The 16,258-nt window shown below is 64.0% G+C and carries 14 protein-coding genes; 7 read left to right on the top strand and 7 right to left on the bottom strand.

Annotated features, from left to right (window positions below; genetic code table 11):
• The first annotated feature begins 5 nt into the window (after window positions 1-5).
• The 3 genes from K414_RS0109685 to K414_RS0109675 are packed head-to-tail and all read left to right on the top strand — an operon-like array spanning window position 6 to window position 3,044.
• Window positions 6-995, top strand: a complete 990-nt coding sequence (locus tag K414_RS0109685; RefSeq protein WP_027495764.1) for a tripartite tricarboxylate transporter substrate-binding protein — start codon at window positions 6-8, stop codon at window positions 993-995.
• Entirely contained in the window at window positions 992-1,522 is a 531-nt protein-coding gene (locus K414_RS0109680; protein WP_027495763.1) for a tripartite tricarboxylate transporter TctB family protein, read from the top strand. Before K414_RS0109685 ends, K414_RS0109680 begins: the two co-directional genes overlap by 4 nt.
• A 16-nt stretch (window positions 1,523-1,538) precedes the next feature.
• Window positions 1,539-3,044 (top strand): tripartite tricarboxylate transporter permease, encoded by a 1,506-nt coding sequence (locus tag K414_RS0109675; RefSeq protein WP_027495762.1) that lies wholly within the window; start codon window positions 1,539-1,541, stop codon window positions 3,042-3,044.
• Window positions 3,045-3,140: 96 nt separating this feature from the next.
• Here the strand turns inward: K414_RS0109675 and K414_RS0109670 are convergent, their stop codons facing one another.
• Complete coding sequence (locus K414_RS0109670) at window positions 3,141-4,214, bottom strand: alkene reductase (RefSeq protein ID WP_027495761.1); 1,074 nt, start codon at window positions 4,212-4,214, stop codon at window positions 3,141-3,143.
• A gap of 98 nt (window positions 4,215-4,312) precedes the next feature.
• Window positions 4,313-6,493: a glutamine synthetase III gene (locus tag K414_RS0109665; RefSeq protein WP_027495760.1), complete on the bottom strand. Its 2,181-nt coding sequence runs from the start codon at window positions 6,491-6,493 to the stop codon at window positions 4,313-4,315.
• 195 nt (window positions 6,494-6,688) lie between these two features.
• Here K414_RS0109665 and K414_RS0109660 point away from each other — a divergent pair, with 195 nt between their 5' ends.
• A complete protein-coding gene (locus tag K414_RS0109660) occupies window positions 6,689-7,156 on the top strand; it encodes an SRPBCC domain-containing protein (protein WP_027495759.1) in 468 nt (155 codons plus the stop codon).
• Window positions 7,157-7,177: 21 nt separating this feature from the next.
• The gene (locus K414_RS0109655; RefSeq protein WP_027495758.1) at window positions 7,178-7,615 is read left to right on the top strand and encodes an SRPBCC family protein; all 438 of its coding nucleotides are present in this window, start codon (window positions 7,178-7,180) and stop codon (window positions 7,613-7,615) included.
• A gap of 31 nt (window positions 7,616-7,646) precedes the next feature.
• Here the strand turns inward: K414_RS0109655 and K414_RS0109650 are convergent, their stop codons facing one another.
• Window positions 7,647-8,486, bottom strand: a complete 840-nt coding sequence (locus K414_RS0109650) for a class I SAM-dependent methyltransferase (protein ID WP_027495757.1) — start codon at window positions 8,484-8,486, stop codon at window positions 7,647-7,649.
• Between the two features lie 145 nt (window positions 8,487-8,631).
• Here K414_RS0109650 and K414_RS0109645 point away from each other — a divergent pair, with 145 nt between their 5' ends.
• Both K414_RS0109645 and K414_RS0109640 read left to right on the top strand, forming a co-directional pair.
• Window positions 8,632-9,519 (top strand): DUF5996 family protein, encoded by an 888-nt coding sequence (locus K414_RS0109645; protein ID WP_027495756.1) that lies wholly within the window; start codon window positions 8,632-8,634, stop codon window positions 9,517-9,519.
• Between the two features lie 121 nt (window positions 9,520-9,640).
• Complete coding sequence (locus K414_RS0109640; RefSeq protein WP_027495755.1) at window positions 9,641-10,993, top strand: MFS transporter; 1,353 nt, start codon at window positions 9,641-9,643, stop codon at window positions 10,991-10,993.
• Window positions 10,994-11,080: 87 nt separating this feature from the next.
• On the opposite strand, the gene K414_RS0109635 is transcribed toward K414_RS0109640, so the two are convergent.
• From K414_RS0109635 to K414_RS0109620, 4 genes are all read right to left on the bottom strand, one after another.
• A complete protein-coding gene (locus K414_RS0109635; protein ID WP_027495754.1) occupies window positions 11,081-12,523 on the bottom strand; it encodes an acyl-CoA desaturase in 1,443 nt (480 codons plus the stop codon).
• Between the two features lie 24 nt (window positions 12,524-12,547).
• Window positions 12,548-13,645: a ferredoxin reductase gene (locus K414_RS0109630; protein WP_051365043.1), complete on the bottom strand. Its 1,098-nt coding sequence runs from the start codon at window positions 13,643-13,645 to the stop codon at window positions 12,548-12,550.
• A gap of 99 nt (window positions 13,646-13,744) precedes the next feature.
• Window positions 13,745-15,238, bottom strand: a complete 1,494-nt coding sequence (locus K414_RS26570; protein WP_051365042.1) for an FAD-dependent oxidoreductase — start codon at window positions 15,236-15,238, stop codon at window positions 13,745-13,747.
• A gap of 53 nt (window positions 15,239-15,291) precedes the next feature.
• Window positions 15,292-16,197 (bottom strand): diiron oxygenase, encoded by a 906-nt coding sequence (locus K414_RS0109620; protein ID WP_027495752.1) that lies wholly within the window; start codon window positions 16,195-16,197, stop codon window positions 15,292-15,294.
• Between the last annotated feature and the right edge of the window lie 61 nt (window positions 16,198-16,258).

The raw sequence follows: 16,258 nt of genomic DNA, 5'->3' as shown, positions 1-16,258 counted from the left end.
CTCTGATGGCGATATCGCCCACCCTGCTACGAACGGCCGGAGCCCTGGTGGTGGTGGGAGCAGTCACCGTCGCCGGGATCGACGCCGCTCGCAGTGCCAGCGGCTCCGACGCCCGAGCCAAATTGACACTGATAGCACCTGCTGCCGCCGGCGGCGGCTGGGACCTGGTCGCGCGCGAGTCGCAGCAGGCGCTGCGCAGCGACGGCATCGTCAACAACGCGCAGGTGGTCAACGTTCCAGGGGCCGGCGGCACCATCGGCCTGAGCCAACTCGAGAACCTCAGCGGTCAGCCCACCACGGTGATGATCACCGGCACCGTCATGCTCGGCGGCATCGCGATCAACAACTCCGACACCACCTTGGCCGACACCGTGCCGATCGCAAAGCTCGCCGAGGACTTCGAGGTCTTCGTCGTTCCCAAGGACTCGCCGATCCAGAACCTCGACGACATGATCGAGGCGTGGCGGGCCAATCCCGGCGGGCTTCCGATCGGCGGCGGCTCCCTCGGCGGAATCGACCACATCGTCGCGGGCCAATTGGCACAGGAAGCCGACATCGACCCCGCCGCAATCAATTACATCGCCTACTCCGGCGGCGGTGAGGTACTCACGTCGCTGCTGTCCAACACCGTCGGCGTCGCGGTCAGTGGATTCAACGACTTCCGGGACCAGATCGAAGCAGGCAACGTGCGTGCCCTCGCCGTGGCCGCGCCCGAGCCGCTCGAGGGATTCGACGTGGACACGTTCATCGAACAGGGCTACAACGTCGACCTCGTGAACTGGCGCGGAATCGTTGCGCCGCCCGGGATTTCGGACGAGGACCGGCAGACGCTCGTCGACATCGTCACCGAGATGGTCGAGACCGAGCAATGGGCGACGGCCGTCGAACGAAACCGCTGGAAGGAATCGGTCGTCACAGGAGACGAATTCGGGGAATTCCTCGAGGTCGAGCAGGCACGTATCACCGGAATTCTGGAAGAGCTGGGGCTGGTATGACAACGACGACTCCCGACACCGCAACCTCCCGCTCCTTCTGGACGGGCCGTAGCGGCCTGATCGTTCCGGCATTGCTCGTCGCACTGGGCGCATTCCTGGTCTACGGGACCATCACGATGGATGTGCCTCCCACCGCCACCTCCCCTGGCCCGCAGGTCTTTCCGGCCATCGTCGCCGGCGGTTGCTTCGTGGTCGCCGTGTTGGTCACCATCCAACTCATGGTCAAGCCCGACGTCATCGATCGCGGCGTCGACGACGACGGCGTGCCGCACACCGGCACCGTGAGCAACTGGCGAACCCTGTCGATCACCGTCGGATCGGTGGCAGTGTTCATCGCTCTCCTCGACCCGCTCGGCTGGGTTCTCGCCGGTGCCATCCTCTTCTGGGGTGTCTCGGTCGGATTGGGTGGTCGCCGTTACGTGTTCGACGCGGCCGTCGCGCTGCTGGTCTCGAGCGCCGTCCAGATCGCATTCTCCGCGGGCCTCGGCCTGACCTTGCCCGGCGGCGTTCTCGCCCAGATCTTCTGACGGAGCTGAATTTTCGATGGATTCATTGAGCAATCTTCTCGACGGGTTCGGCACTGCGCTGACTCCGATGAACCTGGTGTGGGTGTTCGTAGGCGCACTGCTCGGCACCGCCGTGGGCGTGCTACCCGGACTCGGTTCTGCCATGGCGGTGGCGCTTCTGCTGCCGGTCACGTTCACTCTCGACCCCACCGCGGCGCTGATCATGTTCGCGGGTGTCTACTTCGGCGGCCTGTTCGGCGATTCCATCTCCGGCATCCTGATGAACACCCCCGGCAACAGCACCGCCATCGCCGGAACGTTCGAGGGCCACCGGATGGCCAAGAACGGCAGAGCCCCACAAGCTTTGGCCACCTCGGCCATCGGCGCGTTCATCGGCGGAATCGTCGCGACGACCCTGGTGGTGTTCTTCGCCCCGACGCTCGCATCGTTGGCGACCAACTTCGGTCCGGCCGAGTACCTCGCGCTAGCAGTGTTCGCCTTCATCGCTACCTCCGCGGTGGTCTCCGACTCCGCTCTCAAGGGATTGACCGCACTGCTGATCGGTCTCACCCTGGCCGTGATCGGCATCGACGGTCCGTCGGGCGCTTCACGATTCACCTTCGAAGTACCTGCCTTGTTCGACGGCATTCACATCGTCGTCATCACCGTCGCGATGCTCGCGCTCGGCGAGGTCATCCACATCGCTTCGAAGATCGGTCGCCCCGAGGACCGGTCGTTGATCAAATCGCAGGGCCGCCCCTGGCTGAGCAGGGCCGAGTTCCGCGACGCACTGCCGGCCTGGCTGCGAGGCACGGCATTCGGCGTGCCGTTCGGCGTCATACCAGCAGGCGGCGCTGAGGTGCCGAGCTTCCTGGCCTACGGCACCGAGCGTCGGCTCGATCGTAAACGCGAGAAGCCGATGTTCGGCAAAGGTGCCATTCGTGGTGTCGCAGGACCGGAGGCCGCTGGAAACTCCACAGCCGGGACGGCAATGGGAGCGCTACTGGCGCTGGGGCTGCCGACGTCGGCGACAGCGGCCATCATGTTGGCTGCATTCCAGCAGTACGGTATGCAGCCCGGACCGCTCCTGTTCGAGCGCAGTGGAGACATCGTCTGGGCCCTGCTGGCCAGCCTCTTCCTGGCGATGATCGTGCTGTTGATCCTCAACCTGCCGTTCGCACCACTGTGGGCGCAGTTGCTGAAGATCCCGAAGAACTACCTGTACGCGGGTATCTCGGTGTTCGCCGCCCTCGGCGTTTATGCGTCCAGTGCGTCGATCGTGGATCTGATCTTCATGCTCGGGCTCGGCATCGTCGGATTCATGATGCGGCGCTACGACATTCCGCTCGCACCGGTGTTGATCGCCGTGATCCTCGGCCCACTCGCCGAGGAATCACTTCGCCGCGCACTGGCCGTCAGCGAGGGCGACCCGTCGATTCTGGTCAGTAGCGGCATCACCATCGTGCTCTACGCACTGATGATCATCGCCGTGGTGTTCTCGATCGTCAGCAAGATCCGCGCCCGCAAGACCGCCGACTTCTGAGTGCGCTCCGCGCAGTGGTGTGGCTCTGTTCTCGGTCGTTCCGCAGGCTCCACTCCTGCGCGCCCGCAGGCGCATAACCACACCACTGCGAAGCACTCAGTGCTGCAGAGCCGGGTAATCCGTGTAGCCCTTGGCACCGTCGGTGTAGAACGTGCTCTGGTCCGGCTCGTTCAGCGGCAGATCCTCACGCCAGCGGTACGCGAGATCGGGGTTCGCGATTGCCGGGCGTCCGACCACGACGGCGTCGCCGACGTTGTCGTCGAGCAGCGACAGCGCTTCGTCGCGAGTGGTGATCTCACCGAAGCCGCTGTTGACGAGCACGGCACCACCGAACGCCTGCCGCAGATCCTGTACCAGCTCGCCCGACGGATCCTTGTGCAGCACACTGAGGTACGCCAGACCGAGCGGCGCGAGCCGCTCGACCAGCGCGCGGTAGGTGGCACGCACGTCGTCGGAGTCCGTCTCGAGCGCATCCTGAATGTTGTGCTCGGGCGAAATGCGGATGCCGACCTTGCCGGCTCCGAGCGCCGCGGCCACGGCCTCGACCACCTCGGCCACGAATCGCGCCCGGTTCTCGGGCGAACCGCCGTACTTGTCGTCACGCTGGTTCGAGGCGGGCGAGAGGAACTCGTGCAACAGGTAGCCGTTGGCACCGTGAACCTCGACGCCGTCCATACCGGCAGCGACCGCATTCTTCGAGGCCTGTACGAAATCGGCAATCACCGAGGGCAGTTCGTCCTCCCGCAGTGCACGCGGGGTGGGGTACGCCTTCTTTCCCTCGTACGTGTGAGTCTCGCCGTCGATGGCGATGGCACTGGGGCCGACGACCTCACGGCCACCCGTCGTCGCCTCGTGGGTCACGCGCCCGGCATGCATCACCTGAGCGAAGATCAGCCCGCCGTCGGCATGCACTGCGTCGGCCACATTGCGCCACCCCTCGATCTGCTCGTCGGTCACCAGACCGGGCTGACCGGGGAAGCCCTGGCCCGCATGGCTCGGGTAGGTGCCTTCACTGACGATGAGACCGAGGGACGCCCGCTGCTTGTAGTGCTCGACCACCAGCGGACCCGGCACTCCGTCACGTCCTGAGCGCACCCGCGTCAGCGGAGCCATCACCAACCGGTTGTCGAGCTTCAGGTCACCGAGCGTCAACGGGGAAAACAACTTCATGGTTCTCTATCTCCTTACGAGTGCGTGCACAGTACTTGCCACTGATCACTCGAACGACCGAGATCCATGAAGCTATTCCGATCCGAGACATTGCTCACTCACAGGATGTACAGCATCTCCTGGTACGTCGGCAGCGGCCAGAGATCGTCGGCCACCATTGCCTCGAGGGTGTCGGCCGCAGAACGGACAGCCGCCATCGCAGGCAACAGTTCGTCCTTGGCGTGGGTGGCCTCGGCCAGAGCGTCGCCGCCCGGATTCGCTTCGAGGGCGGTCTTCAATGTCGCCAACGCTGCGCGCAGCTCCGACAGTGGAGCCGAGACTGCGTGCAGCGCAGTCATGTCCACGTCGTCGACGCCCGCGCCCTTGAGCGCACTGACGTTCTGCGCCAATTCCGTCTGGTAGCGCAGTGCAGCGGGAAGGATCGATGTCTGACCCATTTCCAGCGTCAACCGCGCTTCGACGAACACCGTCAACGCGTACTGCTCGAGCCCGATTTCGTAGCGCGAGTGCATCTCTCGGTGGTTGAACACCTTGTACTTCTCGAACAGTTCCATCGCCGACTCGGAAATCAACTCCGGCAACGCGTCGAGCGTCGTACGCAGGTTCGGTAGGCCGCGTGCCTCGGCCTCGATCTGCCAGTTGTCGGAGTAGCCGTCGCCGTTGAACACCACCGCGCCGTGTTCGGTGATGATCTCGGTCAGCAGATTCTGCACGGCGGTGTCGAAATCGGTGCCGTCGGCGACGGCCGCTTCGAGGTTGGTCGCCATGTAGTCGAGCGCCTCGGCCATGATCGTGTTGATCGTGACCATCGGGCCGTTGACGGTCTGCATCGAACCGGGGGCGCGGAACTCGAACCTGTTGCCGGTGAAGGCGAACGGGCTGGTTCGGTTGCGGTCGCCGGGATCGGTCGGCAGTACGGGCAGGGTGTCGGCACCGATCATCATGGTGCCCTTGCCTTTCGAGGATGTGGCTGCGCCCTTGGCGATCTGGTCGAACACGTCGGCGAGCTGATCGCCGAGGAAGATCGAGATGATCGCGGGCGGAGCCTCGTTGGCACCGAGGCGGTGATCGTTGGTCGCCGACGCCACGGATGCGCGCAGCAGACCGCCGTACTTGTGTACCGCGCGGATGACGGCGGCACAGAACACGAGGAACTGCGCGTTGTCGTGCGGATTGTCGCCGGGCACCAACAGCGATCCCAGGTCGGAGTTGCCGAGCGAGAAGTTGACGTGCTTGCCGGAGCCGTTGACACCCTCGAAGGGCTTCTCGTGGAACAGGCACTCCATGCCGTGCTTCTTGGCAATGGTCTTGAACGTCGTCATCAACAGTTGCTGGTGATCGGCCGCGATGTTGCCGCGCTCGAACATCGGCGCGATCTCGAACTGTCCGGGTGCTACCTCGTTGTGCCTGGTCTTGGCAGGAATGCCGAGCTTGAACAGCTCACGCTCGGTGTCCATCATGAAGCCGAGCACGCGCTCGGGGATGGCACCGAAGTAGTGGTCGTCGAATTCCTGGCCCTTCGGCGGCTTCGAGCCGAACAGGGTGCGACCTGCATTGAGCAGGTCGGGACGGGCCAGGAAGAAGTGCCGGTCGACGAGGAAGTATTCCTGCTCCGGGCCACAGAACGAGACGATGTTCTCGATGTTCTCGTGTCCGAACAGCTTCAGGATGCGCTCGGCATGTCCGCCCATCGCCTGCTGCGAACGCAACAGCGGCGTCTTGTGGTCGAGGGCCTCACCGGTCATCGAGACGAACACCGTCGGGATACACAGGGTGTTACCGTTCGGGTTCTCGAGGACGTACGCCGGGCTGGTGACGTCCCAGCCTGTGTATCCGCGTGCCTCGAACGTGTTGCGCAGGCCGCCGTTGGGGAAGCTCGACGCGTCGGGCTCGCCCTGAATCAGCGTCTTGCCTGCGAATTCGGCGAGCGCACTGCCGTCACCGACGGGATCGAAGAAGCTGTCGTGCTTCTCGGCCGTCAACCCCGTGAGCGGGTAGAAGACGTGCGCGTAGTGCGTTGCGCCCTTCTCCAGAGCCCAGTCCTTCATCGCCGACGCCACCGCGTCGGCCACCATGGGGTCGAGCTTCTTGCCCTTGTCGATCGTGGCCATCACCGACTTGAAGACCGACTTGGGCAGTCGCTTCTGCATGACGACCTTGCTGAAGACGTTCTCACCGAATATCTCGCCCGGCTTCTCGTCTCCGACGAAGCTGACCGCAGGCGGCACGTACGCCTCGACGTCTTTGATCGCCTGCAGGCGGACGGTATTTCCACTCATGGCTACCCCTTGGCAAGGTGCGCTCCGCACCTGGTGTGTGCGGAGTCCGACTCGGCGACTGTACGAATGCCTCGTGGCGGTGGTGTTTCGTCGCTGTGTCCACTGCAATGCAAAACCGTCGGAAGGCAGGAGTTTCCTTCCACTTAGACGGGGGTAAGTCCGTAGCCAGCGTAATCAACCGGAAAGCGTGGCCCCATGACCGACGAACTGACCGTCCGCCGCGTGATCGACGCTCCTCCCGCCTCCGTCTTCACCGCGCTCGCCGATCCCGAGGTCCAGGCCGCGGTCGATGGCTCGGACATGCTCCGCGGCGCGATCGATCCGACGCCGCTGAACGCGGTGGGCGACACCTTCGCGATGGATATGTATCAACCGGAACTGGGCGAGTACGTCATGGAGAACACCGTGTTCGTGTTCGAGCAGGACCGACGCATCGGTTGGATTCCCAATCGCCAGGGCATGGAACCCCGTGGCACTCGGTGGTCCTGGGAACTCGAGGAGGTCGCCCACGACAGGACAGCACTGACGCAGGTCTACGACTGGTCCCGCGTCACCGATCCGGAGTTCCGAAAGATGGCCGGCTTTCCGAGGGTGACCGAAGAACAGATCGTCGGCACAATGCGCCGTCTCGCAGAACACCTCGGCGTCACCGTCGAGAACTGATCCATCGAAAGAGAGAACCTCATGGTCGACGTCACCCGAACCTTCACCGCCGCTGTCGCGCTCGACAAGGCCGCGGCATTCCTGCGCGACTTCTCCAATGCGTCGGCGTGGGATCCGGGAACCGAGAGCTGCACCCAGGTCTCCGACGGCCCGGTGGCCGTCGGAACGCAGTGGCACAACGTCTCGAAGTTGTTCGGAGTCACTACCGAACTGACGTATACGTTGGTCACCGACGAGCCCGATCACGTCGTGCTCGAGGGGAAGAACAAGACGGCAACCAGCGTCGACGACATCACGCTGACGGCCGAAGGCCCCGGGTCGACCCGGATCGACTACCACGCGCACGTCGAATTCAACGGTGCGGCAAAGGTTGCGGGCCCGTTCCTGAAGGCGGGCTTCGAGGCAAAGGTCGCTCCGGAGACCGTGGAGAAGATGACCGCCGCGTTGGAAAGACTGTGACCTCGGCGCTTCCGAGCTCAGTACCTCGCAGTCATTGCCGTTCCAGCGCAGGTTTTTTCGCGAGGACGGTGAAGTTGTCGGCCGCGGACTCGTGTCGGTCCGGCGCGATGCGCTCGCCGTCGTCGCCGTAGACGGCGAGCAGTTCGAGGCCGGCGCCGGCCACCAGAGTGCGGACGTCGTCGAGGGTCGAGAAGTGCATGACGAGAGCGAATTCATGGGCTTGCAACGGGGCCAGAGCCCACGATCGGTGATCCTCGGCCTTCGACCGGTTGACGAGCCAGTTCCGCACACCGCGCACCTGCACAGACGGATCGAGCAGACGACGTCCGACGGCGACGAGAAGTGCTCGCAGCGAGAACTGTGGCCGAGTCGTCGGTCGCCGTAACTGAAACGGGCTCTCCAGATACGACCGGCCACCTCGATTGAGCGTCGAGAAGACCACGACGCCTGTCTCGTCGGTCACCCGCGCGAATTCGGCCAGTACGCGGCGGCGTTGCTCGTGGGTCACGGTATCGAGTCCGTTGTTGCTGAAGACGACCAAGCCGAACTCACCGTCCTCGAACGCCGCCAGGTCACGAGCGTCGGCGACGTGCGCAGGAAGATCGGGAAAATTCTTCCGGAAAGCGTCGATCATGTTGGGGGCGTAGTCGATTGCCACGTAACGCTCGGACAGCAATCGCAGCAGCGGTGTGGTGCGGCCGCTCCCCACACCCACGTCCAGCACCGGAACCCCGCGGGCCAGGTCTGCGGCGGCGACCAAGGCTGCGGCCTCACCGCGATCGAGAAATCCGTCGGTGGGTCCCATGAATTCCACGTACGTGGCGGCGACCCGAGCATCGTCGAAAACACCCCGGTTGGAGTCGGTGGACAACTCGGACACCTCCACGTTGACGAGCTGCGGACGTACCGCAACTGCCGACGACCGTACCGACGAACCCTGAGGCGCGCCTGAGGTGCTGCCCCGGCATCTCGGCACAGGTATGGTCTGGTTCCCCTCGTCCGTGCATCATCGACATATGACGAATTCGTACGACGCGTGGCCCGAACTTCGAGTCGACAGCTGGGCGGACACGCGCGACACGGTGCAACTGTGGACCCAGATAGTCGGCAAGACCCGAATGGCGTTGTCTCCTCCGCTCAACCACTGGTGGGCAGTTGCGCTGTACGTCGACGCCTCGGGCCTGACGACGTCGCTGATGGCACTCGGCGATCGAGGCCTCGAGATTCGCTTCGACTTTCTCGCACACCAGTTGATCCTCGCCACCACCGATGGCGAGCGCCGAACCATGAAGCTCGAGCCTCGAACCGTTGCCGACTTCTACGCCGAGTACACCGATCTGCTCTCCGGGCTCGGCGTGGAGGCTCCGATCGTGGCAGTGCCGGTCGAACTGCCACACGCGACACCGTTCGCCGAGGACGTCGAGCACGCGTCGTACGACGCCGATGCCGTCCAGAAGTTCTGGCGAGCGCTCGTCAGCGCTGATCGGGTGTTCTCGGAGTTTCGAGCCGGCTTCCGCGGCAAATCCAGCCCGGTCCACTTCTTCTGGGGCGCTTTCGATCTCGCTGTCACACGATTCTCCGGAAGGCCTGCACCACAACATCCCGGTGGTGTTCCGAACTGTCCCGACTGGGTGATGCACGAGGCATACAGCGACGAGGTGTCGAGCGCCGGGTTCTGGCCGGGCGGGGCCGCGGAGGGCGCGTTCTACGCGTACGCCTACCCGAACCCGGACGGGTACGACAGTCATCCGGCCGTCACCGCCCCCGCGTACTTCGATCGTGATCTCGGCGAGTACGTACTTCCGTACGAGTCCGTCCGCACCGCCGAGGACCCCGACGCACTTCTGCTCGCCTTTCTCGAGAACACCTATCGCGCTGCTGTCGAGACCGCCCACTGGGACTAGCTCGGGTGGGGCGGTCATCGTTCCCCCCATTCGGGGGTATCCCACGGGTGACCCGGATCACTACCGTTCGTCGCATTCGGTATCGCACATATACCCGATACCCGACAAAAACGGAGGAACCATGACCGCTGTCTCGCCCGAGGATCCGGGCGTCGCCACTCCGACCCCACCGGCGGTGCAGACGAAGACGAGCGTCCGCCGAGTTGCGGTTGCCAGTGGTATCGGCACCACGATCGAGTTCTACGACTTCTTCATCTACGGCACTGCCGCCGCGCTCGTCTTCCCCACGATTTTCTTCCCGGCGCTCGGATCGACCGCGGGCACCGTGGCGTCGTTCGCGACGTTCGCCGTCGCGTTCATCGCCAGGCCCGTCGGTGCGGTGCTGTTCGGCCACTTCGGCGACCGCATCGGTCGTAAGAAGACCCTGATCTCGACCCTGCTGTTGATGGGGGTGTCCACCTTCGCGATCGGTCTACTGCCCGGCGCAGCGACCATCGGAGTCGCAGCCCCGATCATTCTGGTACTGCTCAGATTCGGGCAGGGATTTGCCGTCGGCGGAGAGTGGGCGGGTGCCACGCTGCTCACGGCCGAGTACGCACCGGCCGGCAAGCGTGGGTTCTATGCGATGTTCCCGCAGCTGGGACCCTCGGCCGCGTTCATCTTCTCCAGTGCGACCTTCCTCGCCACCGGCCTGCTGTTCGGCGATACCAACGAGACCTTCCTCAACTACGGGTGGCGAATTCCGTTCCTGCTCAGCGCTGTTCTGGTCCTCATCGGCCTCTACATGCGGTTGGCCATCGAAGAGACTCCGGTCTTTCGAGCCAACAAGCTCGCCGAGGAGCACGCTCCGGCGAACTCGGCACCGACCAAACTGCCGATCTTCGACGCATGGCGCATCCAGAAGCGTGAAATCATCACTGCGGCAGGCGCATTGGCGTCTCTCTTCGCCTTCTTCTACATGGGGACCGCATACCTGACGAGCTACGGCACCAAAACCCTCGGGTTCGACCGCCCGTTCGTGTTGGTCACCGGGATAGGCGCTGCGGTGATCTTCGGTATCGCCATCGCCACCTCGGCAACCTATTCCGACCGCGTCGGCCGACGTCGGGTCATCATGGCGGCGTGCATCGTCGCGGTGCCGTGGTCGATAGCACTGTTCCCCTTGCTGGACTCGGGCTCACCGGTCGCGTTCGTGATCGGCATGTGCGTGACGCTCGCGATCTTCGGTGTTGCGTACGGCCCGACCGGAGCTCTGCTTCCGGAGCTCTTCCAGACCCGATTCCGTTACACCGGAGCAGGTTTGGGCTACAACCTCGCCGGCGTTCTCGGTGGCGCGATTCCGCCGATGCTTGCCGCACCGCTCACGGCCGCGTTCGGCAGTATCTCGATCGGCGTGATGCTGGCTCTGCTGTCGGTGCTGAGTCTGGTCTGCACCAAGAGACTGATCGAGACCAAGGATGTCGACATGGCGTAAGGGCCCACAACCGACACACACACAAAGAACCGCGGCCACCCGGAAATCGGGTGGCCGCGGTTCTTACCAGCTGTCCTGGAACGAGACTCAGTCGTCGCCACGGGGCGGTGGCTGAACGTCGACGCCACCGGAGTTGTGCTCCGGTCCCGCCGCGGGGTGCTCGGCCGGTACGCGACCGCGAGTCTTGGCGGCCTCACTGTCCTTGGTGGCACCCTCGGCGAACTTGCGACGCCAGCTCTCCTCGGGACGGTAGGGGCCCGGCTTCGGCCGAACCTTGCCACCCGGGAAGGCCAATCGCGCGATGGTCCGCTGGACCATCCCCCACTGCTGAAAGAACGGCCCGGTGTTGTAGGGCAATTCGTAGCGCTCGCAGATGTCCTTGATCTTCGGCGCGACGTCCGAGTACCGAGTGCTGGGCATGTCCGGGTACAGGTGGTGTTCCACCTGGTAGCTCAGGTTGCCGCTCATCAGGTGGAACAGCGGTCCGCCGTCGATGTTGGCGGCACCGACGAGCTGGCGAACGTACCATCCGCCGCGGGTCTCGTTCTCGACCTCTTCCTGGCTGAACGTGTATGCCTGGTCCGGGAAGTGACCGCAGAAGATGATCGCGTTCGACCAGACATTGCGAATGATGTTGGCGGTGAAGTTGGCGGCCACCGTCGAGAGGAACGTGCTCTCGACACCACTGACCCGACTGTCCAACAGGGCGGCCGTCCGGCGGTTCTTGCCGAAACGCGCGGATCCCCGCAGCTTGGACGCGAGGCGAGACCTCTTGCTCTCGGGTAGACGACCACCCGAGGCGAGCTGCGCCAGCGCGAATGCCCCGGCACTGATCAGCGGCCAGCCCACGTAGTCCTTGACGAACTGCTTCCGTGCCTTGACGCCGATGCCCTTTAGGTCCTCGACGAGCTCCTTGACGGGCTTCTCTCCGCGACGGATAGCCTCGATGTCGAGATCGTGCAGGGCGACGCCCCACTCGAAGAACGCCATCAGCAGCACGTTGTAGAACGGCTGGGCCAGGTAGACGGGGCTCCACTTCTGACGTGGATCGATACGCATGATCTCGTAGCCGAGATCCTTGTCCTTGCCGCGAATGTTCGTGTACGTGTGGTGCACGTAGTTGTGGGAGTGCTTCCACGAGTTGGCGGTGGACGCGGTGTCCCAGTCCCACACCGAGGAGTGGATTTCCGGATCGTTCATCCAGTCCCACTGGCCGTGCATGACGTTGTGGCCGATCTCCATGTTCTCGAGGATCTTCGCGATGCCGAGGCATGCGGTGCCGGCCAGCCACGCCGGCTTGCTGGTGGAGCCGAGCAACAGCACGCGGCCGGCAACCAGCAGCTGACGCTGGGCTGCGATCACCGAGGTGATGTACTTGCGGTCCTTGTCACCGAGGCTGGAGTACACCTCGTCGTGAATGGCGTCGAACTCCTTGGCGAGTTCGGCGATCGTCTCGTCGCTCAGGTGCGCCAGCGGGTTCACCGGCTCATCGGTGTCGGTGACGCGCCTGGTGGTTTCGTCGATAGACATACATTCCCCTGTTCGAATGGAAGATCAGAGTTCGATTTCGATGTCGCCCTCAGCAGTGTTGACACAGATCCGAACCGCTTGCCCCGTAGGTTCGGAGATATCCCCGTTACGTAGGTCACGTAAACGCCCCTTCCTCAGGGTACCTACGCACGTATGGCAGATGCCGATTCGGCAGCCGTACGTCAAATCCAGGCCGGCTTCCTCGCCCGCGGCGAGAATCGTTGTGCCGCCGTCGCACTCGACGTCCTTCTCGCTGTTGACGAAGCGCACGGTTCCGCCTTCACCAGCGTCGTCTCCACCGCCGATGACGGGCTGGAAACTCTCGTAATGGAAGCGTTCCGACTCGCCCTGGTCTTTCCAGTACGAGCGCAGATCGTCGAGATGCTCGCCCGGACCGGAGCAGAATGCTTCTCGCTCACGCCAATCCGGGACCAGTTCGTCCAGTTCCGACGCCTTCATCCGACCTTCGTCACTGGTGATACGTAGCTTCACCTTCAGTCCGCCGTGCTTGGCTTCCAGTTGCTCGAGCGTATCCGCGAACATCAACTGTTCACGGTTGTGCACCGAGTGCACCACGACCACGTCGCGGACCTGGTCGTGATGATCCAGGGATCGCAACATGCTGATGATCGGAGTGATGCCACTACCGGCGCTGATGAACACCATCTTGTCCGGAACCGGACTCGGAATCGTGAACTCACCCTCGACCTCGCTGAGCCGGACGATATCGCCGGTTCTGATGGTACCCACCAGATACGGCGACACCGTGCCGGACGGCACGAGCTTGGGACTGACGCTGACCAACCCGTCCTCCGGGTCCGGATCGGACGTCAACGAGTACGCCCGCCAGTGATAGCGGCCGTCGATCAACACCCCGAGCCGTACGTACTGGCCCGGCGTGTGACCCTGCCACTCGAAACCGGGACGGATGTACACCGACACGGCCTCGGATCCCTCGGGAACCACACGTTCGACCTTGCCGCGGAGCTCACGAGTGGTCCACAGCGGATTGATCATCGACAGATAGTCGTCGGGCCGGAGCGGATTGAACAACGACCGGACTGCGCGCAGCATCGTCCGTCTTATAAAAGAAACCTGGGGCTTGGCCCCCCGTTCAGCCATACTCAACGGTAACCCCGGGCGGCCTGCCGCGCGCCGGAATTGCTCAGACTCGAATGAGACTGCTACACAACACGAACAGAACCGGGAAATACCGACCGGTCAGCGTGCTCGCGACACTCGGTCTCCCAAGGCGGCACTGACCTTGCCATACCAGCCCAGCGGCCGGGTACCTCGAGTGGGTACATCCGCCAACAACGCCTCGGCTGTTTCCTCGGCATCGATCTTGTTGTCGCCGATGCCACCGGTCGCCCCGCGCTTGGCCCACCCCACCACGTAACACCCGGGCACCGGAGTGCCGTCGGCCGCGGTGACGCGGCCGCCCTCGTTACGGATGGTGCCGGTGATGTCGTCGAACGGGACGCCCGGCGACGGTGTTCCGCGATAACCGATCGCGAGCAGCACCAGCTCCGTCGAGAGAGTGACCGCGTGTTCACCCACTCCCACCTCGATGGACTCCACCGAGCCCTGCCCATGCACAGCAGAAGGTGCCCGCCCGAAGGCGAACACGATGCGACGCCCGTGCGCGCCGGATCCGAGATCGACCCGGGCCGCACCGGCCAGCGCCGATGCGGGAGCGGACAACGGCAGCCGGTCGATCGCGTCGAAAATTCCGTCCGGTCCCGCCACGACGACGTCGACTCCGGCGCGATCGACGAGCGCCTTGCACTCCGATCGTGTGAATGCCGCGAACTCCGGTCCTCGTCGCGCCAGGACGACCACCTCTCGCACGCGATTGCGACGGAGCTCTGCCAACGCGTGTGGGGCGATCTCGGTTCCGTTCAGAGAATCGGGATCGGCCGTGAGAATGCGCGCGGCGTCGAGGGCGACGTTGCCGTTGCCGATGATGGTGACGCGGTCGACGCCCGTGAGATCGATGGCGTCGGCGGGGACGTCGGGATGCCCGGTGTACCAGCCGACCAGGGTGCGCGCGCTGACCGAATTGTCGAGATCGACACCGGGAATCTCGAGCGCTCGGTCCTTGTCGGCACCGACGGCATAGACGACGGAGTCGAACTTTCGAGCCAACTCGACGTGATCGACGTCCTTGCCCACCTCGATGCCGAGCTTCATCGTCACGCGTGGGTGCGCGAAGATTCCACGAAAGTGCTCGCTGATGCGTCGAGTGCCGAGGTGGTCCGGTGCCACGCCGTAGCGCGCCAGACCGCCTGCGGTCGGCAGCCGGTCGTAGAACGTGATCGTGGTTCCCGGCACGCGCAGCAGGGCTTGCGCGGTGTAGCAGGCCGCCGGACCGGTGCCCACGATGGCGATGCTGACCGGAGGCAGCTCGTTGACCGTCGCCACCGGAAAGCGCGGCTCACCCCACTCCGCAACCGCCGGCTTGTCGCGGTAGTAATCCGCGTTGATCTCGGCGTAGATCTGCTGGTCCGGAGTCAACCGGGACACCCGGGTGATCGCGTCGACCGGGCACGCATCTGCACACGCACCGCAGTCGATGCACGATCGTGGATCGATGTAGAGCAGCTCGGTCTTACCGAAATCCGGCTCGTCGGGGGTCGGATGAATGCAGTTGACCGGGCACACCGACAGGCAGGATGCGTCGTTGCAACAGTTCTGCGTGATCGCGAACGGCATGGGTTATCGGATGTCCTTCACGGCCTCGAACAGTGTTTTCTCGAACAGTGTGGTCAGAGCATGTGCAGACGACGGTAGATCATCTCCGCCGGCTTGGTGATCAAACCGCAGTCGAGAAGAAATGCCATCAGATGCTCGCTCGAGGTGCGCATCATCGTGTGGTGGTGGGCGTTGTTCTTCGCTTCCTTCACCGCACGGTCGACGTCGAGGCCCGCTGCTGCGTAGACCTCCTTGTTGACCATGTTGGACACGATCAGTCGAGCGGCGATCGCGACGACGAGCGCACTGGCCTTGCGGCGAGCCGGACTCTTGCCTTCGATGTCTTCACGCATCTGCGCGCGCGCGAAGGTCATGTGGCGCGATTCCTCGACGACGTGGATCTTGCTGGTGGTGCGCACGAGGGGCAGTACGTTCTCGCCGCGCATCCAGTCGCGCTGCATGACGTCGAGAACTTCTTCGGCGACGAGAATGCCGCCGTAGGCGACCTCGGCGGAGGCCAGGGCCTTGAATCCGCGGCCGAGTTCGATGCTCGACCGGCGCGGCAGGTACGCCTTGATGCCCATCTTCTGGCAGGCCCGAGCGAACATGATCGAGTGACGGCACTCGTCGGCGATCTCGGTGAGCGCGAACTGGAAATCCGAGTTGGACGAGTCCTTGCAGTACTGATCGCGCAACACCATCTGCTGCAGGATCATCTCGAACCAGATGCCGGTGCTCATGATCGAGCAGACCTCGTGGCGAGTGAGCGTGATGCGCTGTTCTTCGCTCATCTCGTCCCACAACTTCGTGCCGTAGAGCGTGCTCCACTCCGGATTGAGACCATAGAGGGACGGATCGAGATCGGCCTCCCAGTCGACCTCTTCGGCCGGGTCGTACGACAGCTGGGCGGCGGAATCGAGCAAACGTGCGGAAACATCCTCGGGCTCGAGGACATCGTTCCTGGAGAGTGTGCTGGTCATCGCCGTCGTTCCTTTCATCGTCGAACAGGAGTGGTTAGCTGTTACGGAGATTACCAGGTAC

The sequence above is a fragment of the Rhodococcus sp. JG-3 genome, from assembly GCF_000482405.1.
Classification (GTDB): Bacteria; Actinomycetota; Actinomycetes; order Mycobacteriales; family Mycobacteriaceae; genus Rhodococcoides; species Rhodococcoides fascians.
This window is presented reverse-complemented; position numbering and strand designations above follow the sequence as displayed.

Bases quoted from the DNA above. Each gene is read 5' to 3' on its own strand.
- K414_RS0109685 (WP_027495764.1), top strand. From the start codon at position 6: ATGGCGATATCGCCCACCCTGCTACGAACGGCCGGAGCCCTGGTGGTG.
- K414_RS0109680 (WP_027495763.1), top strand. From the start codon at position 992: ATGACAACGACGACTCCCGACACCGCAACCTCCCGCTCCTTCTGGACG.
- K414_RS0109675 (WP_027495762.1), top strand. From the start codon at position 1,539: ATGGATTCATTGAGCAATCTTCTCGACGGGTTCGGCACTGCGCTGACT.
- K414_RS0109670 (WP_027495761.1), bottom strand. From the start codon at position 4,214: ATGAAGTTGTTTTCCCCGTTGACGCTCGGTGACCTGAAGCTCGACAAC.
- K414_RS0109665 (WP_027495760.1), bottom strand. From the start codon at position 6,493: ATGAGTGGAAATACCGTCCGCCTGCAGGCGATCAAAGACGTCGAGGCG.
- K414_RS0109660 (WP_027495759.1), top strand. From the start codon at position 6,689: ATGACCGACGAACTGACCGTCCGCCGCGTGATCGACGCTCCTCCCGCC.
- K414_RS0109655 (WP_027495758.1), top strand. From the start codon at position 7,178: ATGGTCGACGTCACCCGAACCTTCACCGCCGCTGTCGCGCTCGACAAG.
- K414_RS0109645 (WP_027495756.1), top strand. From the start codon at position 8,632: ATGACGAATTCGTACGACGCGTGGCCCGAACTTCGAGTCGACAGCTGG.
- K414_RS0109640 (WP_027495755.1), top strand. From the start codon at position 9,641: ATGACCGCTGTCTCGCCCGAGGATCCGGGCGTCGCCACTCCGACCCCA.
- K414_RS0109635 (WP_027495754.1), bottom strand. From the start codon at position 12,523: ATGTCTATCGACGAAACCACCAGGCGCGTCACCGACACCGATGAGCCG.
- K414_RS0109630 (WP_051365043.1), bottom strand. From the start codon at position 13,645: ATGGCTGAACGGGGGGCCAAGCCCCAGGTTTCTTTTATAAGACGGACG.
- K414_RS26570 (WP_051365042.1), bottom strand. From the start codon at position 15,238: ATGCCGTTCGCGATCACGCAGAACTGTTGCAACGACGCATCCTGCCTG.
- K414_RS0109620 (WP_027495752.1), bottom strand. From the start codon at position 16,197: ATGACCAGCACACTCTCCAGGAACGATGTCCTCGAGCCCGAGGATGTT.